This window comes from Kitasatospora paranensis, from assembly GCF_039544005.1.
GTDB lineage: Bacteria > Actinomycetota > Actinomycetes > Streptomycetales > Streptomycetaceae > Kitasatospora > Kitasatospora paranensis.
In genome coordinates this window covers 4,630,939-4,657,142 of the sequence record NZ_BAABKV010000001.1, presented here as the reverse complement: position 1 = coordinate 4,657,142, position 26,204 = coordinate 4,630,939, and the positions used below count along the sequence as shown (strand labels likewise).

Below are 26,204 nucleotides of genomic sequence, written 5' to 3'. Positions count from 1 at the left end.
CCGCCGTCAGCCCTCGAAGACCGCCGGGAACGGGCGACGCACCCGGATCGACCGGGTCTACTCCGTGCCGAGGTGAATCCGAGCGCCGTCCGGTGCACTGTGACCAACATGTCCGGCCCCGGGCCCTCCTCGCCGACGCGGAACACCTGGACGCCTGCGTTGAAGAGGAAGAAGCCGTTCATCCGGGTGATCACCTGGCCGAGCTCGGCCAGCGGGCCGCTCTCGACGCCGAAGTCCAGGTCGATGGCCAGGCCCATCGGGCCGCGGGCACGGCCGAGCAGCTGGTCGAGGGCGCTGTTGGTCATGCGTTCTGCTCCGCTGCGGGGCCGATCGGCCAACTGACGTCGCGCTCCGAAACTGGTGACCGATCAGGCGGTGGCCGGCGCTGCGTGACCATCCGACAGACCGACAACCGGCCCGCAGGACACCACCGTCGGACAACCTCCCGACGCCCGTCCCCGACGGACCGGGTCACCCGGCGCGCCCGACCGGACAACTCCGGTGCAACAGCAACCTCGTGCCCCGCCGGTGACCCGCGGCCGGCCCTCGCGACGGCCCGGATGCACGGACTCGGACGGGTGCGCCGGAAAGGAGAAGAGCCAGGTCAGACAGTGTCTGACCTGGCTCGGCAGTGGTGGGCCGCCAGGGGCTCGAACCCTGAACCTACGGATTAAAGATCGAGCCGGATCGTGCTCCGGCGGGTTGTGGGCGGTTGCTTGCTGCTGCTTCTGCATCTCAGCGCACTGCGCCGTGACGTTCCGTCCGGCATCGGATAGTGGCCGTCTCGTAGTCCGCTCACGCATCGCTCACGCAAACCGGCGTCCTGATCGGGCGCCGACCGCTCTGTCAGCGTGCCCCGTCACCAGAGGGCGCCCTGTGTAGTTACGATCTACATAGATTGAGATCAAGGTGTTGCGTCGACCAGTTCAGTCCGCCCCCTGGCTGCGCGGCAAACCCACGCATCACCACTTCGAGGCCATGACACCCAGGCCCCAACATCTCCCCACAGGCCCAAGGCGCCCCCGGACCTGGGGATGCCGGCTACGCCTGGGCCCTCAGCACCCCGGCCTGGGCCTCCTTGAGACTCCTGTACGACTCCCGCACGTAGGCGGCGAAGCCCTCGCCCGGGTGTCTCACCAGAACATTCGCTTCCCCGCCGGCCTCCCACTCGGCGACGGTGACCTCGTAAGACGCGACGTGAGCACAGAAGCTGAGGACCACCTGGGGCATCTGGTCCTCGATGAAGAGATGGCCGTGGTCCACAATGATGTCCCGAATCCGGCGTGCCGTCGGGACGAAGACGGTGAGTGCCCAGCAGCGCCAGAGCCGGTCCTGTTCCTCCGTCAGCTGTCCGCCGCGCAGACGTTCCTCGGCCGGCGGCAGGTGCTGCTGGCGGAAGGCGTCCCAGGTCCGCTCGTTCGACTCCACGAGCACCAGAAGAGGGCCGTACAGGTCCCTGAGCTGGGAGTTGAGGCGGTCGAGGTGCGCCTGGCGCTTGGTGCGCGTTGTTTCTCCGCGTTGGTTCAGCGCATACGCGAGGACGGCGATCAGAATGCTGGCGGTGGCGGTGACCACTGCCGCGATCAGCGTGGACAGATGAACTCCTCGGCCGGAGAGACGGAGCTGGAGAAGCGGGCCCAGAGACTATTGAGGTGAGAAGACGGTGCTCTTGGAGTCGTGGCGGATCTCGATCATGCCCCCACTACGGGCCGCGAGTGTCTGTAGGCGGTCGTAGTTCTCGATCGTCCGTTGGTAGCCCTCGCTGTCGCAGAGCACGCTGATTCCGCTCTTCCTGACCGTTGTCTCGACGATGCTGCTACTGCCGATGGTCTTGGCGACCTCCGTGACGGTCCACGTCGCCTTGGTGTTGGCGTCCGCGACGCCGGTCGGCGCGGCTTCCCGGTCCCCGTGGTCACGGACGACCGGCGCCGGGGGCCTGCCGTTCGCCTCCAGCCCCCGCTCAAGGGCTTTGAGCCGGATGCTCTGCTCGCGGACGAGGCCGACCAGCTCATTGAGAATGTCGGGAGTCGCGCGGGTCGGTGTCTCCGGCTCCGGCTTGGTCTGCCTGGCCGCCTGCAGCTTCTCCTCCAGGTCTCCCCACCACTTGTCGAACGTGGACCGCAGCCTGTCCGGTTCGACCTGTCTCTCGCACATGCTGTTGATCGACGTGACCATGGCCCGCACCTCCTCCCGGCTGGAGGAGTCGGTGGCCTGGAAACCGCTCAGCGGTCCGGGGGCCAGGTCCTTGACTGGCAGGTCGATGAGAAACGGCATGACCGCACTGGAGGTCACTTCCTTGGACAGCGCTCCGGCTTCGAAGTTGATCCAGGGAGCCGCCTGGTTCTTGCGCGTGACACAGACGATGCCGAAGTTGGATTCCCACAGCTCGTTCGCGATCTTGGCTATCCCCCGCTCGCCTCTGGCGATGTCAGTGTGCGAGCAGAACGGTTCGATGGTCTGGTTGATGTTGGGAAGCCAGTCCTTCAGGGCCAGGGCGCATTGCTTGGACACTTCTCCGGACCAGCTGATGAAGAGCTTCACTCTGGCGCGTCCTTCGGGAGAGGGGATCCGGCGATCCAGTGCGATCACTTGACCTATTGTCAACTCTGCTCCCAGAAAGGTCTACTGGCGATAGGGTGGCTTCTCGTCTCTCCTTCATGCACGAGGCGCAACGGGGGTCACGTGTCCGTGACGGCTTCCAGCGGGATTACGACGGCGGCCCGGGATCTCGAGCTGTTCCTGTCCGGCCGCGGGCGCACTGCGGAGGACGTCCACTCACCGGCGGTTCTGAAGGGCGTTGCGCCGTTCGCGGTGTTCCTGCACCGGAGGGTCGCCATGATGTCCTCGGTGATGGTGCCTGCGGCGGGCCGCGTGGCCAGCCCCAGCCCGCACGCCGTGCTGCTGCCCCGCGTGTGCCAGCGTGCGGCGGCAGTGGGGAGCATACGCTCGCCGAGCTGCTGGACTGGGCGGAGATCGCCTGGACCGGGCGCACGAGCCAGCGCTACTTCTACACCCGCTCACTGCCCGAGCCTTTGCACCAGCACCTGCACGATCTGGTGACCCGGCATGGCGCGGTGATGCGTCGGGTGACCGGATCGCTGGTCCTGCGCGAACGGGCCGAACACCTGCGTGTGGAGGCGGAACGACTCTCGGCCGTCGACCACACCTTCACCCGCCCGCTGTTTGTCAAGCCCGTGGAATCGGTCCTGCATGACCTGAGCCGGGGCGTGGTCGACGATCACGGGCTGCTCGAGCATCCGCCGGAAACACTGGTCTCACGGGCGAACACGGCCCATCGTGCCCAGGGCAACCTCGCACCCGTCCCTAGCAACGGCAAGCGCTGGCCGCTGTTGGTGAAGAACACGGCGGAACTCTGTGATCTGGTGCGGGGTCTGCTGGAGATCGCGGCCGAGCACACCTGGGAGGGTCCCAGCATCTCCGTACCGCCGTTGGACGGGCTTGCCCCGGCCTTGGTGCCCGTCGTCGAGGCGCTCCTGTTCGCCTCCCCGGACCCGGACGGGCCCGAGACCGACGACGGCGAGAAGTGGGTGACGAGAGTCGCCACGGAGGCGTTGACGCTGGCGGCCGCGGAGCACCGGCATCTGATCGCACTGGCCGCCAAGGGCGCTGGCGTGCCGGACGAAGTGACAGGGCCGGCTCTGGAGTCGATCGACAAGATCCGCGACCGAGCCGACATGCTGTTCAGGGGGCTTGTCCAGGATCCGGACGGGGAGGGCGAGGATCTGCACAGCCTGATCCTCGACGCAGTGGTCCGTGGTGATCTTCCCGATGCCCGGCAGGGCCTGGACATGCTGGAGGAGTTGGCTGCCCGGACCGCGGTGGACGCCAGGGTCGCCGCAGTGAAACAGACCTTGGACGGTCTGAACGACGCACGTGCCGAGGAGTCCTTGCGACTCCACCTCAGCACGGTTGAACTGCACCTGGAGCGCGGCGATCTGTGGGCAGCCGAGTCCTATCTGGCGCAGGCCGAGCAGGCATTGCCCGCGGGACCGGAGCCAACCGAGAGGAACTCGCAGCAGCAACAGCCGGCGAAGGCGGCTGAACCGGAGCAGACGCCGGCCGCCCTGGTCGGCACCGCCGGTACAGCGGGCGGCGGCACCGGCCCCTACGACGGGCTGCCCGCCAGGATCCTGGCCGCCTTCCGGTCGCCGACGCCGGAAACACTCGACCGGGCCCAAGTGGAATGGGACGTACGACAGCTGGGCCTGACCGGGCCGCTGCCCGATGTGGTGAGCACCGCCCGCGACCTGTTGCACCTCGCACCTGAACTGGTGCTGGAGCTGACGAACCTGGCACTGGAACGGGCCCGCCCGGCGCTCCGCCCTTCCCTGTGGCAGCTCCAGATCGACGTGCTGCGCCGCCTGGGAAAGTCCGAGCAGGCCGAGAGCGTGTTCCGCCGAGGCCATCCGCCCCTCCCGCCGTTGGGCCTGACCGTCCGTGAGCCAGTCCTGGGTGCGCACCTGCTCAAGCCCCGGGTACGGCCGATCCGGACCGCAGAGGACGGCGCGGACGCAGGCGGCGATCCGGACACCGGACTGCGCACACCAACCGAGGAGGCGAAGCTTTACGCCCGGTCGCTCGAAGCAGGCAACACTGCAGCGCTCGGCTTCGCCATCGGCTGGGCGGTGGCCGCCGGCAGGGCGATGGACGGACTGCGCCTCTACCAGCGGTTCGGGCCGCACCAGTACATCAACGCGACCACCGCGTGGAACGTCGCAGCGGCGTATGCCGGGGTCGGCTTCGCACGGCCGGCGCTGGAGGCGCTGTTCGTCGTCCAGGCCATCCTCTCGGGCCGCATGGAACCTCTCCAGCACATCGCCATGGAGGAGTTCATGGCCTTGCACGGAGCCCGGCCGACGCTCGCCGTGCCAGGCCCCGCAGAGGCACCCGTGCTGGGCGGCGCGCCCGTACGCCCGGAGGAGGAGGCGAAGCGCCTACACGCCATGGGCCGCGCGCCGGAGGCGGTGGCACAGCTCGAACAACTGCTACAGGTGAATCCGCGCTCCCCCGGCGCCTTTCTGCTGCTCCGTATCCACCGGGAGCGCAACAACCTGCACGAGGCCCGCCTGGTCGTCGACCGCATCGCGGCCGCCGGGGCGGTGACCTGGCGGCATCACCTCGAGCTCGCGCGCCATGCGCTGGACGCCGGGGATCTCGCTCTCGCGCGGGAACGGCTGGGTCTCGCCCAGCAGATGGGCGCCACAGCCGACTGGACGGAGAACCTCCTCCGCGATCTGCGCGACTGGCAGGCGGGGCGTGTCGAGGTCTCGGGCACGCTCGCAAGGTCCGACGGTTCGGCGCTGCCGCCCACGACTACGAGGGATGTCGAGGCATGGCGGAGCCACTTCACCGCACGGCTGCGGACGTTCGGGCTGCAGGGAGTGCTGGAGACGACCGAAGCGACCTCGTGGCGGGAGCCCGGCGTCGTCGGGGTACTGACGTCCCAGTTGCGGATTCTGCGGATCCCGGTGCCCGGCGCAGAGCTCACCGACCGGCTGATCGGTCTGGTCAACCACTGCCGGGACTCGTTCGTCAGCCGTGATCTCGCGCTGTGGCTGATCAACGGCGGTGATCACGGTTCTGCTGCACGGGTGCTTCAGGACTGTGTCGCCTGGACGCTGCCCGAACACCTTCCCCGCGTGGTCTTCCTGCGGGACGAGGCGGTGCGCCGGGGTGCCCTTCCCCGCGAGACCTACGACCCGACCTCGCCGCCGTCGAGTGCCACCAGCGTAAAGCGGGCCCTAGATCCGGCGCTCCTTCCGCGTGTCCACGTGCAGGAGATCGTCGGGCCGCAGGCCGAAAGCCCCCTCATCAAGGAGGCCCGGCAACTGCCCCCGCACACGGATTCCTCTCTCGTCGCCGACGCCTGGGTCAGAGCCGTCCGGAGCGGCCAGTCCTTGGCCCTCGGAAATGCCCTAGCGACCCTCGTGCGGGCCGACCGGGCCGAGGAAGCGGTCGCCTTGTACCGCAGCGTGTCCGCCAGGTTCTGGCTCGGCTCGTCTGCGGCGTGGAACCTCGGCTGCGCCTACACGGCCTGTGGCCACCTGGAGGAGGCCGTCACCACCTTCGAGTACCACGCCCGGGTGTTCACCTCGAGCTACACGGACGATCAGCTGAGGGTGCTCACCGCGCTGTTCTCGTCGCTGGGCCGGCCCGTGCCCACCCCCGCGGGTGGCAAGCCGACGCTTGCCCAGGGCGGGAACGTCCGGCCGGCTCCGGGCGAGCGGGCCGTCACCGGGCTCCGCGACGCGCTCGACAGCGACGAGGGCGTGGCGGCCCAGCGGATCGCCGAATGCCGCAGGGCACCGAGAAGCCACGAGTTCTACCTGGCCGGCACGGCGGTGCGCCGGGCCATGCAGTCCGGGGCACCGGGCAATGTCGCCCGGTATCTGGCCACGATGCGGAGCCTCTTCTCGCTCCTGACCAACCCCAGTCCGAAGGCCGCTGCTGAGATGGCGGCTGTGCTCGAGACGGCGGGCCGGGGACAAGAGGCCTGGGACCTGCTTCTGCAGTGGATCGACAGCACCCGTGCGGCATCGGCGCTGCTGGCTCCGGTGGTCCGGATCTCCCGTGAGCTGGGCCGCGACCGGCCGCTGCGGAAGGTGCTGGAGCGCCATCACAAGGAGAACTCCGAATACGAACTGCACCTCGCTCTGGCCAAACTCGCGCAGCGGCAGGGGGACGAGGACGCACTGCTCAAGTACGCCGACCTCGCGCTGCGCCGCAATCCCCGGTCCGTGGAGGCGGCCGTCCTCAGGGAGAGCGCCGTAGGCCAGAACCAGGCACTCCTGCTGGGCGACCGGGGCGTCCTGACGAAGGTCAAGGGTCCCCAGATGTCGGAGACCGAGGCGATCCAGCAGCTGGTGCACGAGTACGGCGACGACGTGGACGCGCTGCGCCTCAAGGCACTGACCTGGTTCCAGCCGAAGGTCGACCGGGCGGATTTGGCCGGCAGGCTGTCGCCGGCGCACCGGACTCAGGCCAAGCCCGCGCTCCAAGCTGCCGCAGACGGGGACTGGGAGACGGCGGCGCGGCTGTTCAAGGAGTTACTGGAAGAGTATCCCCGGGACGTGGCCCTGGGCCAGGCGACGGTGGCCTGCCAGCTCAAGTGCGGCATGTTCGAGGACGCCGCCGCAGTCGCCGAGGTCTTCGGGCACCTTCCGGAAGGGGCGCGCCTCAACGTACAGATCGCCTGCGCCCAGAGGAAGTTCAGGGAAGCCGGTCAACTCCTTGAACTCTTCCAGACGCTCCGCGACGGTTCCATCGAGGAGGCCATCGCCCAGGCGGGCTTGCTCGCTTACCTGTCCGACCGCCAGGCCGTGGCTCCGAAGCTGCTGCTGGAGTTCGCCCGGCGCCGCAGACCGGGAACCTCGGACCTGCCCTTGGCCTTCGCGGTTGTCCTGGCCCATCGTCAGAAGAAGCGGGACCTCGAGCGGGAAGCGCTTCGGGAGCTGCGTCGTGGCCGGGAGGACGAGCTGGACGGTCTTGTCGCCCGGGCGATCGACCAGGACGTTCCCGAGAGCCTCAACGACAAGAACCTGCCGCCCCTCGGGCGGGAGCACCTTGAGCGCGTGGCGGCGAGCCTGCAGGCGGATCCGCCGCGCCTGCTTCGTTTCGTCCAGGACCACCTGAAGCTCAGGGCGGCCGTCCTCGACAGTGCCGTGATGCGTGAGGCACGCGAGCACGGCGCGGCGCTGCTCGCGGAGCACGGGCTGGTGCGAGACGCCTACGACGAGTGGCGCGCACTCGTGGAGAGCGCGCCCACCCCGGAGGAGAAGGGAAGGGTCCTGCGCGAGCTGAGGTCCTTCTGCGACCGGATCTCCTACGCAGAGGGCTACCGCTACGCGGTCGTCACCCTGCCCGAGCTCGGCATCGAGGTAAGTGACGAGGACCTCGCCTACGTCGACACCCTGTTCTCCGAGGCGGAACCGCAGGTGTTGCCAGCCGGGACCGAGGAACTCGTCCGCAAGGCGGTGTCCCGCCGACAGCCCGGCTCCCTTGCGGAGGCATTGGCTGAGGCCGCGACCCGGCTCACAGCTGATGCGGGACCGCAAGACTCGATCGGCCTCGAACAGCTGGGCGACCTCTGGACCCGGCTGGCTCAGCGGTTTGCCGACGCCGACGCTCCGCCCCGGCTGGCCGGCAGCGCGACGCGTGATTTCGTCAAATTGATGACGCACGTCGAGGACGAGATGTGGCTGCAGCAGCAGCTGGCGAAGAACCTCATTTCCAAAGCACGCAGAGCAGCGGCCGTTCAGCTCTGCGGCGCGCTGCAGGCGGTCTGGGATGACGTGGCGCGGCAGCACCTGAAGAGCGGCGGAAACCAACGTCAGCTGGTCTTGAAGGTCAACAAAGCGACCAGGCTGGGCTCCGGCCCCGTGGAGGTCAAGACGGAGCTGCGCAGCAGTCGGCAGCCTCTGTCGCAGGTCAATGTGAGAGTCGAGGGCAGCGCGGGTGCCGAGCAGAATGTCGTGCTGGGCCGCATGTTGGCCCATTCCTCCGCGACGCTGCTCCTCGTCCTGAACAGCCAGGACCAGGAGGTGCGGGTCACGGCCTCAGGCGTACTCCCCGACGGGAGGTCGACCGAGAAGACCGAAACCGTGTTGGTGCACACCTACCCGCCCGGTCAGAGGCTGGCCGCGCGCTTCAACCCGAGCGACCCGGTGGACCCCGACCTGTTCGTCGGCCGTACCAAGGAACTCGAGGACCTGACACGCCACTACGAGAAGGCGTCGCGTACCAACACCAGGGTGCTGTTCATGACCGGTTCACGGCAGGCCGGGAAGACGTCGATCGCGCACCAGCTCAGCGAGATCCGTTCCCCCGGAGCCGTTGAACTGCCGCCGCCCGGCAAGTGGCGGATCCCGCGGGTGTTTCCCGTTTACCTGAACGGCGAGATGACCGCCGCCTCGGACAGCACGCTGATGAGTGACATCGCCAAGGCGGTTGGCCTCGCCGTGGACCAAGCCTTCGACACCCGGCCGCCTGCCATCGGCCTGCCCGACGGCTGCGGCTCGCTCGACTTCCTACGGTGGTGGCGGGGCGTCCGGCAACAGTTGTGGAAGGACAAGGTCGGGCTCCTGCTCATCATCGACGAGTTCCAACACCTGCTGCGGCGTCTGAAGCAGCAGGGAACCCTTGAGCCCGCGCTGAGCGAACTGCGCGGCCTCAAGAACGGGGGCGACATGGCCCTGCTGTTCTGCGGGGCCGCGACCATCGACGGGATCCGGGGCCTGCTCGAGGGCACCCGCTTCCAGCAGGAGTTCACGACGCCGTACGTCATCGGGCCGCTGGACAAGGAAGCGACGCTGCAGGCCTTCCATCAGGGCTTCCTGCCGCCCATCGACGTGATGCCCAACGCCGCTGCGCAGGTCTGGAGTTATACCCAGGGTCACCCCCAGCACATCCACATGCTCGGCGGCCGGGTGCTGGACCTGCTGCACGAGAAGCAGCGGAGGATCGTGGACCTGCACCTGGTGGCCGACGCGTTCGAGTGGGTGGTGGACGAGGACGACGCGGTGATCGGCCTGCTCGACCCCTACGGCGAAGGACGCCGGGAACAGGCCCTGTCACTGCTCTACGAGATCGCCGAGCTCATCAAGGACGATGCGTCCGTCACCTCGGTCCGGACCTCTCTCGCCACGACGAAGCACAAGGACCTAGACGCGCTCCACGCGTTCGGCCTCCTCGTCAAGGATCAGAACGAATGGCGGTGGATCAACGAGATCCTTCCCGCCTGGCTGGAGCGGCGGCCGAGAAACACCGAACACCGGCACTTCACGTGGGAGCCGGACGAGGAGACCCTGAGGGACGAGGGATACGTCATCCAGCTGCGCAGCGACGACGGAATCGGGCCGAAGACGTGCCGCGTCGAGCACGACGATCAGCGGCAGCCGCTGGTGGCCCAGTACCACCCGGGGCAGAGGGCGAAGCTGGCGCGCCTCCACGAGATCTTCTCCGCCCCTCCGCAGCGCGTCGAAGGCGTACCCGAGATCCTTCCCTGCAGCGGGGACTGGCTGCTGTTCCACAGAGTGGACGGGGTCAGCCTGCAGGAGAAGCTCGACACCAGGCTGGCCGGACGCGGCGAGATCAGCCACGTCGACGCCGTCCGCTGGATTGTCGACGCGTGCGACACGCTGCACCGGATGCTCGACCTGCGGGAGGTCACGCACGGGGACATACGACCCGACAACCTCGTGCTGTGCGCAGATGACCCGGGCGAGCTGTGCGTGCTGGGCTGGGGATCCGGCACAGACCTCGCACGCAACGAGCCCCTCCTGGTGGCCGGTACGTCGGACTACCTGCCGCCCGAAGCCAGGAATGACGCGTTGTCGGCGCGGTCGGCTGCGGACGATGTGTTCGCGCTGTCGGCGATCCTCTACCGGCTTCTGCACCCGTTGGGAGCCCTGCCCTACGAGGACCAGGAGTCGTTCCAGTTCGGTCCGGCACCGCTTCCGGAGTACGGGCAGTTGAGCAACACCGTCATGCGAGGGGTGAGCCTGCGCCCCGACGTCCGCTTCCCGACAGTCCTGGAGCTGCGCAACGCCCTGAAGGCGGCCCTTCCCGAACTGCGCGGGACGAGCGGTTCGAGCGGCGGAGGCGGAGGCGGAGGCGGAGGCGGAGGGGCAATGCTAGCGCCCGCCGTCGCCCCTCCGGGAACGCTGTCCGCTCAGGCACAGACCGATCTCCGGGCCGCGCGGGCCAGACTCGAGGAGGAGATCGGATGGCTCAGCGCGAGTCTGTCCGGAGCGGAGGAGCAGGATCTGAAGCGCGACCACGATCACCTCGCCGAAGCCGTTCAGGCCGACGCCCCGGATCCCCGCCGCATCACAAGATTCGCGCGGCGGTTGAGGGAAACTCTCGAAAGCATGGAAGCGCCGTCGCCGGCCATCGGCATGGTGGACGAGATCCTCGACATCGCCCGTTCGTAACGGCCGGGGTGTCCGTGCCGAAAACACGATGAAGAAACCTTGCGCACTCCACGATCACGCTCACGTCGGACACGTACACCAGCCTGCTCCCGGAGATCGACCGGGAAGTGTCCGAGGCCGCCGCGAGGCTCGTCCCCCGTGCCCGTAAGACGGCAGTCGGCGAAACCGCCGGGCTCACTTCGGGCTCACCTGCGGCCGAGAAAGCGAAAGCGCTCCGACCGGTGGAACTCAGTCAGAGCGCTGCGCCGCAGGTCAGCAGCGGTGAAACCGCCGCCACCAACAGTGGGCCGCCAGGGGCTCGAACCCTGAACCTACGGATTAAAAGTCCGCAGCTCTGCCAATTGAGCTAGCGGCCCGCCGGTGGGTGCCCGACCCTGCGGTACAGCACTCACCGGGGGTGATCCTACCCGGTGATCCCCACCCGCCCGCCAGCGGATTGTGCGCCGCGCCGTGCCGTCACGCGGCCGTGGTCAGGTGCGCGGCACGGACGCGGCGCAGCCACGCCTCGGCGGGCGCCTCGTCGGGAGCCACGGGCAGCACACCGGGGCGGTCGAAGCGGGCCTCCGCGGCGGCGAGCAGCCCCGCGGCATCCGCCGGCCACCGGGCGAAGCGCTCACCGAGCTCCCGGACGCGCTCCGGCTCCGCGAGCCGGACGACCACTTCGCCGGTCTCGTGCAGGGCGAGGCCCTGTTCGACCAGCCGAACGAGGTGCCGGGCGTTCTTCGCCGCCCGGACACGGGCCGCCGGGTCGGCCGGATCCCGGCCGGTCAGCTTGCGGAACTGCTGGGCGGCGTAACCGAGATAGGCCCGGCGGACGGCGTCCGCGCCGAGAAACGAGCGCCGGATGCCGATCAGTTCGTCGCCGAGCAGCGTCCGCGTCTCGTACAGCTCGTCCGGCAGCCAGACCAGTTCGGAGGCGGTCGGGTTGCAGGCGAGGGCCAGCCGGCACCACTTGGCGGCCTCGTGCAGGGTGCGGTCGGGCGCGGTGGTGACATGCGACTCGGCCGGCCGGTGCAGGCCGTGCAGGTCGACGGTGGGCGCGGCGAACAGGCCGAGCCGGTCGAGGTCGGAGCCCGCATGGGCGAGCCCGTAGGCCGTGGAGCCGACGATGCCGGAGAGCAGGATGTGCACGGGGGTCGCCTCCGCTTCGGGGACGGTCGCTGATCGGGTGGTGCGGGCAGTCTGCCGGTCGCGGCCCCCGCCGCGCGAACCAATTGCCGCCCGCCGGTACGTCGCTCCGGCCGCGCGGTGCGGGCCGCACCGATACTGGCCGGATGGCGAACAGCGCGATGCGGACGGCGAAGCTCCGCGCCTGGTGGGCGCACCGGCAGTGGTTGGACGGCACGCACCCGGGCGCCGCGCCCGCCGAGGTGCTGGCCGCGGCGGGCTGGGCCCGCTCGGTGGGCGGAGCCGCCCCCTACCTGGGGCTGTTCGCCCGGGCCGGGATCGGGCGCGCCGCGGTGGACGCGGCGGTCGCTGCCCTGCAGGTGCACGAACTCCCGTCCGCCCGCGGCTGCACGTACGTGCTGCCCGCCGCCGACTTCGCGCTCGGCCTGGCCGCCGGGGCGAGCGCCCCGGAGGGCGAGATCGCCGCGGCCGGACGGCACCTGGACGTCGGCCGGGACGAGATCGAGAAGCTCTGCCTGGCGGTGGTCGAAGTCCTCGGTGAGGGCGACCCGATGGAGCCGGCGATGATCCGCGAGGCGGCCGGGCCGGCCGTCCGGCCGCTCGGCGACGCGGGCCGCCGACGGGGCCTGTCGACCACCCTGCCGCTGGCCCTCGGACTGCTCCAGGCCCGCGGGTCGATCCGCCGGGTGCCGGTCAACGGCCGCCTGGACCAGCAGCGGTACGGCTATGTGCGGTGGGACCAGCCCGTCCGGGGCTCCGCCGCCGAACTCGCCGAACGCTACCTCTCCTGGGCCGCCCCGGCCTCCGTGCGGCACCTGCGCTGGTTCACCGGATTCACCGCCGCTACGGCGAAGGCCGCCCTCGCCCCGCTGGATCTCGTCGAACTCCCCGGCACCGACCTGCTGCTGCCCGCCGCGCTGGCCGACGAGTTCGAGGACTTCACGCCGCCCGGCGAGCCCTCGTACGCGCTGCTCGCCGGGATCGACGGCATCCACCTGCTCCACCGCGACCTGCCGCGCCTGGTCGACCCGGCCGACGCGGAGCGGCCCGTCCCGGCCGCGAAGGAGGGGCGCAGCTTCGGCAGCGCGGCCGACCCGCAGACCCACATCGTGGTGGACCGAGGCCGGATCGTCGGCTTCTGGGAGTACGACACCGAGCAGCGGGAGATCGTCCACCAGCTGTTCGTGCCGGCGGACGCCGCGCTGCGCGAGGCCGTCCGGCGGACGGAGGCCTTCGTCCGGGACGAGCTCGGCGACGCCCGCGGGTTCAGCCTGGACTCGCCGAAGAGCCGGGCGCCGAAGATCGCCGCGATGCGCGGGGCCGCGGCGGGCTGACTCCGGGCGGCACCGTTCGGGTACGGTCACGGCCATGGACGACGAGGTACTGGTGATCACCGGGGCGGGCCGTGGCATCGGCGCCGCCACCGCCCGGCTGGCCGCGGCCCGCGGCTACCGGGTCTGCGTCAACTACCGCACCGACGAGGCGGCGGCCGCCGCCGTGGTGGCCGACATCGAGGCGGCCGGCGGGACGGCGATCGCAGTCAAGGCCGATGTCGGCCGGGCCGACGGGGCGGCCCGGCTGTTCCGCACCGTCGACGAGGAGCTCGGCCCGCTCACCGGGCTGGTCAACAACGCCGGGACGCTGGAGCGGCAGTGCCGCCTCGACGAGATGGACGAGGACCGGCTGGCCCGGATCTGGCGGGCCAACATCACCGGTCCGTTCCTGTGCGCCGGCGAGGCCGTCCGGCGGATGTCCACCCGGTACGGCGGGCGCGGCGGCGCGATCGTCAACGTCGGCTCGGCGGCCTCCCGGCTCGGGTCCCCGAACGAGTACGTCGACTACGCGGCGTCCAAGGGCGCCCTGGACTCGATGACCCGCGGGCTGGCCCTGGAGGTCGCGGGCGAGGGGATCCGCGTCAACGCGGTACGGCCCGGTCTGATCCACACCGGCATCCATGCGCTCGGCGGCGAGCCCGGCCGGGTCGACCGGGTCGCCCCGGGCCTGCCGCTCGGCCGCGGCGGGCAGCCGGAGGAGGTCGCCGAGGCCGTCCTGTACCTGCTGTCGCCCGCCGCCTCGTACAGCACGGGAGCGTTCCTGGACGTCGCGGGCGGGCGGTGACCGGGCGCCGACGGCGCGCGCCGACTTCACCGGAACGGGGCGCCCGGGGCGCCCGCCCGCCCTACCGTGGAGCCCATGAGCGACCGTGAGTCCGACACCACCATCGACACGGCCGACGTGGCCAACCTGCCCGGCCGCCCCGACCTTGCCCACGTCGCCGTCCCCGACGTGCCCAACTTCCGTGACGCCGGGGTCGGGCCGCTCCGCCGCGGCGTGCTGTTCCGCTCCGGCACTCTCAGCCTGCTGACCCCCGAGGGGGCGCAGCGGCTCAAGGCGCTCGGCGTGCGGACGGTCGTCGACCTGCGCACCGCGACCGAGCGCTCACGCTGGCCCGACCGGCGCCACGGCCTGGAGTACCTGGGCCACCACCTGCCGCTGCTGCCCGACCGGGCGGAGACCGGCGTCGAGTGGCCGAGCACCGGCCTGGAGGTCTACCTCTTCATGGCCGAGACCGGCGGATACGCCATCGCCGGGACGGTCCGCCGGCTGGCCGGGCCGGACGGCCTGCCGGCCGTCGTCCACTGCGCGGTCGGCAAGGACCGGACGGGCCTCACCGTGGCCGTGCTGCACCACCTGGCCGGGCTGTCGCAGGAGGAGATCGTCGAGGACTTCCTGCGTTCCAACGCCCACCTCGGCCTGGACGCGGGGCCGGTCACCTACCTCGACGAGAACGGCGAGGAGCAGGTCTCGCACGCCGTGGAGCCGGCCAACCTGGTCGCCGCCCTGGCCCGGATCCGCGAACTGCACGGCACCGTCGAGGACTACCTGCTGGCCCACGGCGCCACCGCCGAGGACATCACCGCCGTCCGCACCCGACTGGCCGGCTGACGCCGGGGCGCGGGGTCAGCCCCGCGCCCCGGCCGCGCCGCGCTCCTCCCAGCCGAAGACCAGCGCCAGCACGGCGGCGATCGCGGCGAGTTGGGCGATCGACGCGACGCCGGTGCCGAGCGGGACGGTGGCCGCGATCAGGGCCGCGGCCACCAGGCGGGGCAGGACGGGGCGCAGGCCGAAGGTCTGCCGGATGTCCGCGTTGACGACCAGGAACAGGGCGGGCCCTGCACCGAGCACGGCCGCCCGCGCGAGCGGGAGGTGCCCCGTCGGGTGGGCGACCGCCGCCTCGGCACCGGTGGCGAGCAGGATCACCGCGAACAGCAGCAGGTAGTGGCCGAGGTCGTGGACCCGGATGGCGAGCCGGTTGCGGCGCGCGTCGTCGAGGGCGGCCAGGTAGTGCACGGACCGCTCGTCGTCGTCGTGGCCGAAGTACGCCCACCACAGGCCCACGCAGACGGCCAGCGCGCAGAGCGCCGCCGCCACCGCGGTCGCATCCAGCGCCGGCCCGCCGGCCGCGCCCATGCCGAGGGCGATCACCGACTCGCCGAACGCGATGATCACGACCAGTCCGTGGCGCTCGACGAGGTGGTCCGCCCGCAGGTGGAACTGCGGCAGGTCGACCAGGTACGGGGTGACCAGCTGGAGGACGAAGGCCGCCGTCCAGAGGGTGAGTTGGGCGGTGCCCTCCAGATAGCCGCCGCTGACCACCAGGGCGGCGTTCACCAGATTGGCCAGCCCCATCCGCAGGACGGCGGATCGGGCGACCCCCGCCGCCGCGAACATCCCGGTGTGCACGGCGATCACCACCAGGTACGCCCAGCCGAAGACCACCCCGCTGCCCTCGAAGGCGTGCGGCACGGCCAGCGAGATCACCAGGAACCCGGCCATCGCGGTCAGCAGCAGGCCGCGGCGCGGGTGGGTGGAGGGCGGCATCGCGTTGGTCAGCCAGATGAACGCGTCGTACATCCACCAGATCACGGCGAGCATCACCAGCACCCGGACGAGTCCGCCCGGGTTCAGATGGTGCGTCAGGCTGGCGGTCAGCTGGGTCACGGTGAAGACGAAGACGAGGTCGAAGAAGAGCTCCAACGGGCTGACGCGGAGCTCGGACTCATGTGCGATCGGTTCGGCGGTCACGGGCGTGAGTATGGCCAGGAACACGGCCGGGACGCCCGGGCTTCCCATCCTTCGGTACCGGCCGGGCCGCCGCTGCCCGCGTCCGTCGGCGCGGTTACCGTGGGCGTGGAGTCGTCCCCGTGCCGGACGGGGCCCCGAAGGAGTGTGCACCATGGCGAAGATCCCCACCGCAGCCGTCGCCGCCACCGGGCTGATCGGCGGCTACGGCACCGCGCGGTGGAGCGGGCGGCGGGAGCTCGGCGGCGCGGTGCTCGCCGCTGCCGGGGCGACTGCCGCCGTCCAGTGGGGCCGGCGGACCGGCCCGGGGGCCGCGGCCGCCCTGACCGGGCTGTACCTGGCGGCGTTCGGCGCCTCGCATCCGCTGGCGAAGCGGATCGGCGCCTGGCCGGCCGTGTTCGCCGTCACCGCGGTGGTCGCCGGGGCCTCGGTGCTCGCCACCGGCAGCTGACGGCCCCGCAGCGGCGGCCTAGGACTTGTCCGATGCCGCGGCGAACCGGCGCTCGAAGGCGGCCCGGTTGGTGGAGACCGGCGAGCGGTCCCACACCGCGAAGACCACCCGGCCGAACGGTGCGCCGTGGGTCCGCAGCGCCTGCTCGAAGGCCTCGGCGACCACCGTCGGGTCGTTGCGGAAGACCCCGCACCCCCAGGCTCCGAGCACCAGCTCACGGGCGCCGTGCCGGGCCGCGACCGCGAGCACCCGGCGGGCCCGCTCGACGAGCAGCCCCGACACGTCGACCGGGCGGCCGGCCGAACGCAGCGCCAACTGCCCCGCGTTGGGCGCCGGCGAGGTCAGGAAGGACAGCGCATACGGCTCGGCGAGCAGGCCCTGCGGGCCGCGGATCACCGGCACCCGGGGCGACCAGATGACCCGGTGGCTGTACCCGAGGTCGGAGGAGGCGCGGTGCGCCTCGTAGTAGTCGGGCGCCTCCAGCAGGCAGCGGTACAGCAGGGCGCTGCGACAGAGGTCCTCCTCCTGGGCCTTGGCGCCGCGCAGGTAGCCGCCGCCCGGATTGCGGGCCGACGCGAAGTTCAGCACGGCGACGTGCTCGCCGCCGGCCGCGACCAGCCGCGCCCCGGCCTGCACGCTGCCCTCCGGGGTGACCTCGACGGGGCCCGTGAACGGCCCGCCGCCCTCACCCCCGGGACGGCCTGCGGCCCGTACGAGACCGTGCCGGCCCGGGCCGCCCGCAGCAGACCCCCGATCTCCACCGTCGCGCCGTCGCGCGTGCGGTAGCTCCCCCGCTCGGCGATCTCCTCGTTCTCGACCGCCACCTGATGCATTCGGCTCATGGCGCGACCGTACGCCGGGGCCCGGCCCAGGTTCCACCGATTATTCTCATCGGGAGAACAACGGGGGCGCGACCGGGCCGGGAACGCCGACGGGGCCCGCCCCACCGAAGTGGAACGGGCCCCGATCAGTCGCCGTCGGGCGTCAGGCGTCAGGCGTCAGTTCTTCCAGCGCGGCTTGCGGTCGCCGCCACCGTTGAAGCCACCGCGGTCGCGGTCGCCGAACGAGCGGTCACGGTCGCCACCGAAGGAACGGCCGCCGCGGTCGTCACGGTTGAAGCCCTGCGGGCGGCCACCGGAGCGGTGGTCGTCGCGGCGGGCGAACGGGCGGTTGTTGCTGCCACTGCGGTCGCGGTCCCCGCCGAAGGAGGGGCGGTCGCCGAAGGAGCGGGCCGGACGGTCGCCACCGAAGGAGCGGCCGCCACGGTCGTCACGGTTGAAACCGCCGCGCTCACGGTCACGGTCGCCACCGAAGGAACGGCCGCCACGGTCGTCACGGTTGAACGGACGGCCACCGCGGTCGTCACGGTTGAAGCCACCGCGCTCACGGTCACGGTCGCCACCGAAGGAGCGGCCGCCACGGTCGTCACGGTTGAACGGACGGCCACCGCGGTCGTCACGGTTGAAGCCACCGCGCTCACGGTCACGGTCGCCACCGAAGGAGCGGCCGCCACGGTCGTCACGGTTGAAACCGCCGCGCTCACGGTCGCCGCGCTCGCCGCGGTCCCGGTCACGGTTGAACGCCGGGCGCTCACGGTCACGGTCCCGGTTGAACGCCGGGCGCTCGCTGCGCGACTCGCGGTACGACGGGGCACGCTCGGCGTCGGCGGCCGGGGCGGCCTCGGCCGCGGGGGCCTGCGCCTCGGTACCGGCCTCGGCGGTCTCGGCGGCCGGCTCCTCGACCTCGTCCTCGATGCCGAGGGCGGCACGCTCGCGGGCGGCGCGGGTGGCCAGGCGGTCGGCCTCCTCGCGCAGCTCGGCGGCGCGGCGCTGGGCGCGCTCCAGCTGGCGGGTCATCTCGGCGACCTCGCGCTCGGCGGCACCGGCGATGCCGGCGGCCGACTCGGCCTGCACCTCGACCAGCGAGCGGGCGCCGGTGATCTTGGCGACCTCGGCGTCGAAGGCGTGGTCCAGGATGTGGCGCGAGGCCTCGACGCCCGCGTCCTCCATCAGGCGGAAGACGCCGCGGCGCTGGTGCGGCAGCACCAGGGTCACGACGGTGCCGGAGCGGCCGGCGCGGGCGGTACGGCCCGAGCGGTGCAGGTAGTCCTTGTGGTCGCCGGCCGGGTCGACGTTGAGCACCAGGTCGATGCCGTCGACGTGGATGCCGCGGGCCGCGACGTCGGTGGCGACGACGACGTTGACGTAGCCGTCCTTGAAGTCGCCGAGGACGCGGGTACGGGCGCCCTGGGTCATGCCGCCGTGCAGCGCGTCAGCCTTCACGCCGGCCTCGACCAGCTGCTCGGCGACGCGGTCGGCGCCCATCTGGGTGCGGACGAAGATGATCGTCCGGCCCTTGCGGGCAGCGATGGCGTTGGTGATCGGCGCCTTGTCCTTGGGCTTCACCACGAGGATGTGGTGGGTCATCGTGGTGACCGCGCCGGCGGAGGGGTCGACCTCGTGGGTGACCGGGTTGTTCAGGTAGCGCTTGACCAGGGTGTCGATCTCGTTCTCCAGCGTGGCGGAGAACAGCAGGCGCTGGCCGCCGGCCGGCACCAGGTCGAGGATCTCGGTGACCTCGGGCAGGAAGCCCATGTCGGCCATCTGGTCGGCCTCGTCGAGGACGGCGATCTGCACGTCGTCCATCTTGGCGGAGCCGCGGTTGATCAGGTCGCGCAGGCGGCCGGGGGTGGCGACGAGGACGTCGACACCGCGCTCCAGCGCGTAGATCTGGTTGGACATCGAGGTGCCGCCGCAGACCACCTTGAGCTTGAGGCCGAGCACCGAGCCGAAGGGCTCCAGGGCGTCGGCGACCTGCATGGCCAGCTCGCGGGTCGGGACGAGGATGAGGCCGCGCGGGTGCTTGGCGCGGGTGCGCTCGCCGTCGGCGAGGCGGGTCAGCAGCGGCAGGCCGAAGCTGAGGGTCTTGCCGGAGCCGGTGCGGCCACGGCCCAGCACGTCCTTGCCGGCCAGCGCGTCCGGGATGGTCGCGGCCTGGATCGGGAACGGGGTGGTGACGCCGCGCTTGGCGAGGGCGCGCACGACGTCGTCGTGCAGGCCCAGGTCGCCGAAGGTCACGGTGGGCTCGGCGTCGGCGGCGGCGTCCTCGGTGTCGAGGTCGGCGAGCTCGCTGTCGAGGTCGGTGGTGTCGAGGTCGGCGAGCTCGGTGGCGTCGTCCACGAGGAGCTCGGTGGTGTCGGCGGCGTCGGAACCGTTCGCGGGCATGGCGAAGCGGGCGTCGTCAACGAGAGACATGCAAAACCTTCCGGAAGTGGCACGCGCCAAAGTCCGGGGTTCTGTTACACAACCGCCTCTATGCGGTCAGCCACGGATCGCCGGAACGCGCCAAGGGCGCCAATGGGATTCAGGGCGCCAGTCAAATGAATCAAACGAACGATCTACCACCATAGACGAACCTGGGGATCAACGGCAAATGCGCTGGCCAGACCGTCAATGGCCGGGTGATCCACTACCCCCTCCCGAGGATCCGAGGATGGTGGGCACCGGATCAGGATCCGGGGTGGCGGCCGGCGGGGTGGGCGTCGGGGCGGGGCTGGTCGCCGGGGAGGTGCCGGACCCGCCGGCCGGCGGACCGGTCGGCGTGTCCACGGAGCGGGTGGTCGGGGTGGAGTCGGGCGCGGGGGAGGGCAGGTCCGACGGCACGGGCGAGTCGGCCGGGCCGGGCGCGGAGGCCGCACCGGACGGGGTGTCACCGCGCCGTTCGGCGTCGGCCGCCGGAACGGCGCCGTGCCGGCCCCGCAGGCCCGTCACCGGCCGCCCGGCCCCAACGCCGGCCGACGGGTCGCCGGCGGCGTCCTGACCGCCCTGCTGCCCGCCGCTGCGCGCGTCCGGCACCCCGGCGCCGACCGACATGCACCCGCTCAGCCCCAGACCCGCCAGCGTCATCACGACCGCCCCCGCCAGCGCTCTGCGCCGCCTCGTCCGCACCGCCATCACCCGAGCCACCTCTCGCACCGCCCAGCCGGGCGCACCGCCCTACGGTGCCCAACGCGCGGCCGGGCCGCCGGACACGGGCGGCCGCCGGGATCCCGTCGCTCCGCGCGGGCCCGCAGCCGGCCACGGGCCCGGTCAGCCCCAGAACGCGTGTGCCAGCGCCGTCCCCGCGTACGCCGCGCCGAGGCCGGCCAGCACGCTGCCGGCCACGTTGGCGACGGCCAGCAGGCGGGCGCCGCCCTCGGCCAGCCGCAGCGTCTCGTACGAGAACGTCGAATAGGTCGTGAGGGCGCCGCAGAAGCCGGTGCCGAGCAGCAGTTGGACGTCGGCGGAGGCGGCGCCGGAGGCCGCCGCGCCGACCAGCAGACCGAGCACCAGGCAGCCGGAGACGTTGACAGCGAAGGTGCCCCACGGGAACACCGAGTCGTGCCGGGACTGCACCAGGCGGTCCGTCAGGTAGCGCGCCGGGGCACCCACCGCCGCACCGGCGGCGACCAACAGCCAGTGCAGCGTCACCGCTCGTCCTCCGCCGTGCCGGTCCGGTGCGGGCGGGCCACGACCTCGCACTCGTCGAGCAGGACCGGGCCGAGGCCGTCCAGGTCGTCGAGGAGCGGCAGGAAGGCGCGGATCCGCTCGGCGGTGTCCACCACGACGACCGCCACCGGCAGGTTCTCGCTGAGCGAGAGCAGCCGGGCGGTGTGGATCATCGAGGACGCGCCGAAGCCCTCGATGCCGCGGAAGACACTGGCGCCGGCCAGGCCGGCGCCGTGCGCCCGGTGCACGATCTCGGTGTAGAGCGGGCGGGAGCGGTGCTTCTCGCTCTCCCCGACCAGGACGGTCAGCCGCAGTGCGGTACCCCTGAGCCTGCTCATCGCGGTCCTCTCCACGCTCTCGTCCTCGTGGCCGCCGCGCCCGCGCGGCCGGCCGTCGTCCGGTTCACACGACCCTCCGCCCGACCAGCCGCCGGGTGGTCCCGGCCGCGACCCGGACCGACACGAGGGCTGCCAGCAGCGTGGCGGCCAGGTAGAACAGGCCTCGCGCCGGGGCGCCGTGGTCGATCAGCCGCTGGACGTCCACCGTGGCCGTCGAGAAGGTCGTGAACCCGCCCAGCACGCCCGTGCCGAAGAACGGCCGCAGCAGCGGGTGCGGCGACCAGACCTCGGTCACCGCCACCAGGAAGACGCCGATCACGGCGCAGCCCACGGCGTTCACGGCCAGCGTCGTCCACGGGAAGGCGTCCGCCGCCGTCGGCCATCGCAGCGCAGCCCCGTAGCGGGCCAGGGCCCCCAGGACCCCGCCCAGCGACACCACGGCCACCGCGGGCCCCTGCCCGCGGAGAACGGACCCCGGCCGCACCGCCCCACCCGAACGCACACGCCAACGCACACTCCAGTGAACCACCGCCGCGGATCACCTGGCACACCGTCATCGCACACCCGACAATGAGGCCGTGGACATGACCCGGGACGAGTTCGAGATTGTGGTCGCCGACGCCCTCGACCAGATCCCCCGAAGCTCGCCGCCATGATGGACAACGTGGCGGTCTTCGTCGAGGAGGAGCCCGACCCCTCCTCGCCCGACCTGCTCGGCCTGTACGAGGGGACCCCGCTCACGGAGCGCGGCGAGTGGTACGCCGGCGTCCTGCCGGACCGGATCATCGTCTACCGGGGGCCGACCCTGCGGTACTGCGACACGCGCGGGCAGGTGGTCGACGAGGTCCGCACCACGGTGATCCACGAGGTGGCCCACCACTTCGGTTTCGACGACGACGAGCTGCACGAGCTCGGCTGGTCGTGACCCTCCGGGGCGGCCCCCGGTGGGCCCGGAGAGCGACACCCGGCGCGGCCTCCCGAAATCGTTTTGGCGTTCCGCCCGGCATCCCATATGCTTCTCGACGTCCCCGAACGCTGGAAGTCAGCCGGACGGGCCGCAAGCCCTCATCGTCTAGTGGCCCAGGACGCCGCCCTTTCAAGGCGGTAGCACGGGTTCGAATCCCGTTGGGGGCACGCGTTACCGTAGTGCAAGCAGGACAAGCAGTGCCGCAAGGCCTGAGCGGATCTTCCGCACCAGGTCCCGTGGAGCAGTTGGTTAGCTCGCCACCCTGTCAAGGTGGAGGTCGCGGGTTCAAGTCCCGTCGGGATCGCCCGTCTCGCAAGAGGCGTTGCAGTACGGCCAGGTAGCTCAGTTGGTACGAGCGTCCGCCTGAAAAGCGGAAGGTCGCCGGTTCGACCCCGGCCCTGGCCACCAGTGCTGAACAGCACAAAGCCCCCGAGCGCGTCGCGCTGAGGGGGCTTTTTCATGCCGTCTGACGCCAACGCCGACACCAACGAGCCCGACCGGCAGCAGATCCAGGCAGCTACGAGAGGCACTCCGGTGACCGGCCCGATGCGATGTCGATCACAGGGAGCCACCCCGTCGAGCTTCCCCAGGGCCGGGCGGAAAAGCGCATGCCACCCCGGTACCAGGGCAGTAGCGTGCACCCATGACGTGGCGGGGACCGACGTACAGAACAGTGGACGGGGAGAGGATCGACGGGGCCTGGTGCCACGTCTGGCAGCGGAGTCGATGGGATGCCGAGTACTACCTCGACGACCTGATCGTCTTCGCGGACGGCTCGGTCAGGTGTCAGGAACGGACCGACCTGGCCGGCCTGGAGAAGCTCCTGGCCTCGGGCCGAATCGCCGTGCCACGGCCCGGCGCTCCCGATCTTCCCGACGAGCCCTCGAAGTGGCGCTCCCGTCGCGGTGAACCGCTGACCCCGGACGGGTTTCTGAGCGAGGTCGCCGACAAGATCGAGGAACTCAACGGCCGACCGAGCACCGGGCAGCGCTGTTGGGAGGCGATCCGCCGCTACCAGCAGGAGCCCGACCAGCCGAACCGCGCACTGCTGCGGGACGCCTACCTGGCAGTCCCACCTCACCGCCGGATCCATGTCCTCGGCGACATGGACCTCCAGGACCGGCCCTTGCGGATCCTGCTCACCGACGTGGGTGAGGCCGTGGACGGGGACGGCCCGGTCGTGACGGCGGACATGCACCAGGAGACGCTGGACTACTTCCGCCGCGGGGACGAAGGCGTGGCCCGCGAGCAGGAGAGGCGCGCCGTCCAGCACGCCGACGATCCGACCGGGCCCGGCCGGGCGGCTGTCACCTCCCACCAGACCGTCTACCCGCAGGGTTGGCCCGAGGCGCTGGGACTGTTCGTGCTGCGCAACGACTACCCCGCGCAGATCGCCTTCGCCGGCGAGCTCTACTCGTCGGTAGTCCACGGCTACTGGGCCCTGTCGGCGGCCGGCGCCGCCGATCGGCGGCACATCCAGGAAGCGGCGTCCGGACGGGAAGCTCACGACCTGGGCGGCCGATCGGTCCGGCGAGCGGACTGGGCGGCCATACGGCTCGCGGTGATGGGCGGACTGCTGCGCGCGAAGTTCACCCAGCACCCCGAGCTCGCCGAGGTTCTCCTCTCCACCGGGGACGCGACGATCAGCTACACCGGCTTCTCGGACTCGCCCTTCTGGCGGGACGTCCCCGACGGCCGCGGACGGAACTGGATGGGCCGCCTGCTTGAGCTGGTCCGGTCCGAACTCCTCGCCGAGCAGTCGCTCGGCAGCCACCGCGACCCCGAGAGCCCAAGGGTGACCGGGAAGTCCACGAGCTCGCAGATATGACGGGCGCCCACGACGGCCAGTTGCTGCCGGCAGCGCCGAAGGCGATGCCCACGACCGGGAGCCCCGGTTCGGGGAGGTCAACGACCGGGACTTGGCCGCTCACCTGGCGATCCAGGCGTTCATCAAGATCTGGTACCTGGCCGGTCGCGCTCGGTGATTGCCGGAGGAGATCTCGCCCGAGGAGGCCCTCGACCGCATCGGGCTCCTCGCCGATCTGAGCCACAACCTGCCCGCGGGCACCAGGCCGCGCGCTCGGCGTCCCGCCCGTGGGAAGCCTGACGGCAGGCGGGAACGGGCGATGAGGGGCGGCCGATGAGCCGGCTCTGGAACACGGCCGGCGCGGAGGAGCGGGCCTGGATCGTCTCGCACATCTCCCTTCTACGTTGTTCTACGCGAGCCAACGGGACGGCGGGCGGTCACCGTTCTCCCGCCGGACACACGTACGCGAGGTACTTCGCGTACTTGACGTACTTCCTGCTCGGCGCGACCCTGGTTCTCGGACGAGGAGGCTTCCTATGACCGCGGTCCACTACGAGAGCTACACCGAAGCCCGAGCACACCTGAAGGATCTCCTGGACGCAGCCGGGCAGGGCCGGGTTGCGACCGTTCGCAGGGACACCGGGTATGCGGCGGTGGTCGACGCGGCGCGGCTGCGTCACGCCCTCGCGCTGCTGTGCCCGTCCAAGGCCGAGGTGGTGTCCGAGGGCCACGGCTGGTCGGTGTTCTTCCCCGGCCTCCCGGTCGCCGCGGATGGCGGCACGTTCGACGAGGCCATCGACGAGATGATCGACGCGCTCCGCGAGTACGCGGAGGACTGGCAGGACCGACTCCTGAGCGCTCCGAATCACCGCGACAACTGGGGCCTGGTCCAGTTGATCGGTCTCAGCGACGACGCGCAGCTCCGTGATTGGCTGCTCGGAGTCGCCACGTGACCTGGCCCCAGCCGACACACGAACGCCACGAGCAGTTCTGCAAGGTCGAAGGCTGGGAACGCGTACGTGACGCGCGCGGTCGCACCGGCACCCACCACATCACCTATGAATTCGGGCTCCCCGACGGGCGGATCCTGCGTACTCGGGTGTCGCATCCGGTCGACCGCACCGTGTACGGCGCGAGCATGTGGGCGCACATCCTCCGCGATCAGCTGGACGTGGCAGAGGATGTCTTCTGGCCCTGCGTCCTGGAGGGCACGCTTCCCGATCGAGGCGCACCTGAGCCACCACGCGAGGCGCTGCCCGCGGATCTGGTCCACCTGCTGATCAGCCGCGTCGGACTCACCGAGGACCAGGTCGCCGAGCTGACCAGGGCCCAGGCGATCGCGCGACTCCAGCAGTTCTGGACGGACGGGCACTGACTCCAACTGCTGGATCGCCGCCCGGGGCAGCCGATGCCGGTCTCCGTCCCGCCGCCACCGCGGTCAGCCGAACGTCGGACCGACGTGCGCCAGGACCCGCCTGAGGTACTCGGCCCGATCGGACAGCAACGTGATGCTGACGACGAGTCGGTCACGATCGAGCGGCTGGAACACGTATCCGGCGACCGGCAGCGCGGTCACTCGGAGTCGGAATCCTCCCAGGCGGGTACCGGTGGCCCGCTCGTACTCTCGCAACGCGTCCCTCATCCGGGGAACGGCGCCGGTGGGCCTGCCGGCGTGAGCGGTCGCGCAGCCGGATCGACGACCAGCGCCTGGTGCGGGTGGACGACCGGAAGCCCCAGCGGGTCGGCGATGCCGAGCGCGTCGCGGACAGCCAGGGCGAGAGCAAGGTCGTGGGAGTAGTCCAGGACCACCGACCACGGCGCTCCCGACGTCGCCACCATGCGGCCGTTCCTTCCCTGACGATGCAAGCGTGACACCAGCCGTTTCCCAGCCCGCTCCGCCGCCGTGCACGTCCCACCTCCGTGCCAGTGGATGTCCTGCCCGTACGAAGTCGTGACATTGTTCGAGCCCCGCGGGTGAAACCCGGGCGCCC

21 protein-coding genes, 4 tRNA genes and 2 pseudogenes are annotated in these 26,204 nt (G+C 71.3%); 13 read left to right on the top strand and 14 right to left on the bottom strand.

The window, feature by feature from the left end:
* Positions 1-1,041 precede the first annotated feature (1,041 nt).
* Together ABEB13_RS22480 and ABEB13_RS22475 are read right to left on the bottom strand one after the other, a co-directional pair.
* Entirely contained in the window at positions 1,042-1,575 is a 534-nt protein-coding gene (locus tag ABEB13_RS22480) for a hypothetical protein (protein ID WP_345706942.1), read from the bottom strand.
* A 69-nt stretch (positions 1,576-1,644) separates the two neighbouring features.
* Entirely contained in the window at positions 1,645-2,541 is an 897-nt protein-coding gene (locus ABEB13_RS22475) for a toll/interleukin-1 receptor domain-containing protein (RefSeq protein WP_345706941.1), read from the bottom strand.
* A gap of 371 nt (positions 2,542-2,912) precedes the next feature.
* Here ABEB13_RS22475 and ABEB13_RS22470 point away from each other — a divergent pair, with 371 nt between their 5' ends.
* Positions 2,913-10,952 carry a hypothetical protein gene (locus ABEB13_RS22470; RefSeq protein WP_345706940.1) on the top strand — a complete coding sequence of 2,680 codons (8,040 nt, stop codon included), beginning with the start codon at positions 2,913-2,915 and terminating at the stop codon, positions 10,950-10,952.
* Positions 10,953-10,990: 38 nt separating this feature from the next.
* Positions 10,991-11,101: pseudogene (locus tag ABEB13_RS22465) on the top strand (tyrosine-type recombinase/integrase); the annotation flags it as partial.
* 134 nt (positions 11,102-11,235) lie between these two features.
* Here the strand turns inward: ABEB13_RS22465 and ABEB13_RS22460 are convergent.
* A tRNA-Lys gene (locus tag ABEB13_RS22460) sits at positions 11,236-11,308 on the bottom strand.
* 100 nt (positions 11,309-11,408) lie between these two features.
* Positions 11,409-12,083, bottom strand: coding sequence for a DNA polymerase beta superfamily protein (locus ABEB13_RS22455; RefSeq protein WP_345706939.1), 675 nt, complete (start codon positions 12,081-12,083; stop codon positions 11,409-11,411).
* Positions 12,084-12,226: 143 nt separating this feature from the next.
* Here ABEB13_RS22455 and ABEB13_RS22450 point away from each other — a divergent pair, with 143 nt between their 5' ends.
* From ABEB13_RS22450 to ABEB13_RS22440, 3 genes are all read left to right on the top strand, one after another.
* Positions 12,227-13,414: a DNA glycosylase AlkZ-like family protein gene (locus ABEB13_RS22450; RefSeq protein WP_345706938.1), complete on the top strand. Its 1,188-nt coding sequence runs from the start codon at positions 12,227-12,229 to the stop codon at positions 13,412-13,414.
* 34 nt (positions 13,415-13,448) lie between these two features.
* Positions 13,449-14,198, top strand: coding sequence for an SDR family oxidoreductase (locus ABEB13_RS22445; protein WP_345706937.1), 750 nt, complete (start codon positions 13,449-13,451; stop codon positions 14,196-14,198).
* A gap of 75 nt (positions 14,199-14,273) precedes the next feature.
* A complete protein-coding gene (locus ABEB13_RS22440) occupies positions 14,274-15,026 on the top strand; it encodes a tyrosine-protein phosphatase (protein ID WP_345706936.1) in 753 nt (250 codons plus the stop codon).
* 15 nt (positions 15,027-15,041) lie between these two features.
* Here the strand turns inward: ABEB13_RS22440 and ABEB13_RS22435 are convergent, their stop codons facing one another.
* Positions 15,042-16,166 carry a low temperature requirement protein A gene (locus ABEB13_RS22435; protein WP_345706935.1) on the bottom strand — a complete coding sequence of 375 codons (1,125 nt, stop codon included), beginning with the start codon at positions 16,164-16,166 and terminating at the stop codon, positions 15,042-15,044.
* Between the two features lie 151 nt (positions 16,167-16,317).
* On the opposite strand from ABEB13_RS22435, the gene ABEB13_RS22430 reads away from it, so the two are divergent.
* A complete protein-coding gene (locus ABEB13_RS22430) occupies positions 16,318-16,614 on the top strand; it encodes a hypothetical protein (RefSeq protein WP_100889073.1) in 297 nt (98 codons plus the stop codon).
* Positions 16,615-16,632: 18 nt separating this feature from the next.
* Here the strand turns inward: ABEB13_RS22430 and ABEB13_RS22425 are convergent, their stop codons facing one another.
* The 7 genes from ABEB13_RS22425 to ABEB13_RS22395 form a co-directional block, all read right to left on the bottom strand.
* Positions 16,633-17,250 (bottom strand): TIGR02452 family protein, encoded by a 618-nt coding sequence (locus ABEB13_RS22425; RefSeq protein ID WP_345706934.1) that lies wholly within the window; start codon positions 17,248-17,250, stop codon positions 16,633-16,635.
* Positions 17,196-17,456: a TIGR02452 family protein gene (locus ABEB13_RS22420; protein WP_345706933.1), complete on the bottom strand. Its 261-nt coding sequence runs from the start codon at positions 17,454-17,456 to the stop codon at positions 17,196-17,198. Before ABEB13_RS22420 ends, ABEB13_RS22425 begins: the two co-directional genes overlap by 55 nt.
* A gap of 156 nt (positions 17,457-17,612) precedes the next feature.
* Entirely contained in the window at positions 17,613-19,868 is a 2,256-nt protein-coding gene (locus ABEB13_RS22415) for a DEAD/DEAH box helicase (protein WP_345706932.1), read from the bottom strand.
* Positions 19,869-20,063: 195 nt separating this feature from the next.
* Entirely contained in the window at positions 20,064-20,579 is a 516-nt protein-coding gene (locus tag ABEB13_RS22410; RefSeq protein WP_345706931.1) for a hypothetical protein, read from the bottom strand.
* Between the two features lie 123 nt (positions 20,580-20,702).
* Entirely contained in the window at positions 20,703-21,077 is a 375-nt protein-coding gene (gene crcB, locus ABEB13_RS22405; protein WP_345709775.1) for a fluoride efflux transporter CrcB, read from the bottom strand.
* A gap of 2 nt (positions 21,078-21,079) precedes the next feature.
* Positions 21,080-21,439, bottom strand: coding sequence for a DUF190 domain-containing protein (locus ABEB13_RS22400; protein WP_345706930.1), 360 nt, complete (start codon positions 21,437-21,439; stop codon positions 21,080-21,082).
* 64 nt (positions 21,440-21,503) lie between these two features.
* Positions 21,504-21,953, bottom strand: coding sequence for a fluoride efflux transporter FluC (locus ABEB13_RS22395; protein WP_345706929.1), 450 nt, complete (start codon positions 21,951-21,953; stop codon positions 21,504-21,506).
* Positions 21,954-22,023: 70 nt separating this feature from the next.
* Between ABEB13_RS22395 and ABEB13_RS22390 the strand changes: the two are divergent.
* From ABEB13_RS22390 to ABEB13_RS22360, 7 genes and pseudogenes are all read left to right on the top strand, one after another.
* A pseudogene (locus ABEB13_RS22390) lies at positions 22,024-22,364 on the top strand (metallopeptidase family protein).
* Positions 22,365-22,500: 136 nt separating this feature from the next.
* Positions 22,501-22,573: transfer RNA gene (locus tag ABEB13_RS22385), tRNA-Glu, on the top strand.
* Positions 22,574-22,636: 63 nt separating this feature from the next.
* A tRNA-Asp gene (locus tag ABEB13_RS22380) sits at positions 22,637-22,710 on the top strand.
* Positions 22,711-22,737: 27 nt separating this feature from the next.
* Positions 22,738-22,814: transfer RNA gene (locus tag ABEB13_RS22375), tRNA-Phe, on the top strand.
* A gap of 235 nt (positions 22,815-23,049) precedes the next feature.
* Positions 23,050-24,234, top strand: a complete 1,185-nt coding sequence (locus tag ABEB13_RS22370; RefSeq protein WP_345706928.1) for an NADAR family protein — start codon at positions 23,050-23,052, stop codon at positions 24,232-24,234.
* 515 nt (positions 24,235-24,749) lie between these two features.
* On the top strand, positions 24,750-25,166 hold the full coding sequence (locus tag ABEB13_RS22365) for a prevent-host-death protein (RefSeq protein ID WP_345706927.1): 417 nt from the start codon (positions 24,750-24,752) through the stop codon (positions 25,164-25,166).
* Positions 25,163-25,588 (top strand): cytotoxic translational repressor of toxin-antitoxin stability system, encoded by a 426-nt coding sequence (locus ABEB13_RS22360; RefSeq protein WP_345706926.1) that lies wholly within the window; start codon positions 25,163-25,165, stop codon positions 25,586-25,588. The genes ABEB13_RS22365 and ABEB13_RS22360 overlap by 4 nt, the downstream gene beginning before the upstream one ends.
* Positions 25,589-25,651: 63 nt before the next feature.
* On the opposite strand, the gene ABEB13_RS22355 is transcribed toward ABEB13_RS22360, so the two are convergent.
* Together ABEB13_RS22355 and ABEB13_RS22350 are read right to left on the bottom strand one after the other, a co-directional pair.
* Positions 25,652-25,789 carry a hypothetical protein gene (locus ABEB13_RS22355; RefSeq protein ID WP_345706925.1) on the bottom strand — a complete coding sequence of 46 codons (138 nt, stop codon included), beginning with the start codon at positions 25,787-25,789 and terminating at the stop codon, positions 25,652-25,654.
* Between the two features lie 62 nt (positions 25,790-25,851).
* On the bottom strand, positions 25,852-26,052 hold the full coding sequence (locus ABEB13_RS22350) for a hypothetical protein (protein WP_345706924.1): 201 nt from the start codon (positions 26,050-26,052) through the stop codon (positions 25,852-25,854).
* Positions 26,053-26,204 lie beyond the last annotated feature (152 nt).

What these genes read in the sequence shown, in the direction of transcription:
- ABEB13_RS22365 (WP_345706927.1), top strand. Translation starts at nt 24,750, where the DNA reads ATGACCGCGGTCCACTACGAGAGCTACACCGAAGCCCGAGCACACCTG.
- ABEB13_RS22400 (WP_345706930.1), bottom strand. Translation starts at nt 21,439, where the DNA reads ATGAGCAGGCTCAGGGGTACCGCACTGCGGCTGACCGTCCTGGTCGGG.
- ABEB13_RS22350 (WP_345706924.1), bottom strand. Translation starts at nt 26,052, where the DNA reads ATGGTGGCGACGTCGGGAGCGCCGTGGTCGGTGGTCCTGGACTACTCC.
- ABEB13_RS22445 (WP_345706937.1), top strand. Translation starts at nt 13,449, where the DNA reads ATGGACGACGAGGTACTGGTGATCACCGGGGCGGGCCGTGGCATCGGC.
- ABEB13_RS22420 (WP_345706933.1), bottom strand. Translation starts at nt 17,456, where the DNA reads ATGAGCCGAATGCATCAGGTGGCGGTCGAGAACGAGGAGATCGCCGAG.
- ABEB13_RS22440 (WP_345706936.1), top strand. Translation starts at nt 14,274, where the DNA reads ATGAGCGACCGTGAGTCCGACACCACCATCGACACGGCCGACGTGGCC.
- ABEB13_RS22370 (WP_345706928.1), top strand. Translation starts at nt 23,050, where the DNA reads ATGACGTGGCGGGGACCGACGTACAGAACAGTGGACGGGGAGAGGATC.
- ABEB13_RS22430 (WP_100889073.1), top strand. Translation starts at nt 16,318, where the DNA reads ATGGCGAAGATCCCCACCGCAGCCGTCGCCGCCACCGGGCTGATCGGC.
- ABEB13_RS22415 (WP_345706932.1), bottom strand. Translation starts at nt 19,868, where the DNA reads ATGTCTCTCGTTGACGACGCCCGCTTCGCCATGCCCGCGAACGGTTCC.
- ABEB13_RS22450 (WP_345706938.1), top strand. Translation starts at nt 12,227, where the DNA reads ATGGCGAACAGCGCGATGCGGACGGCGAAGCTCCGCGCCTGGTGGGCG.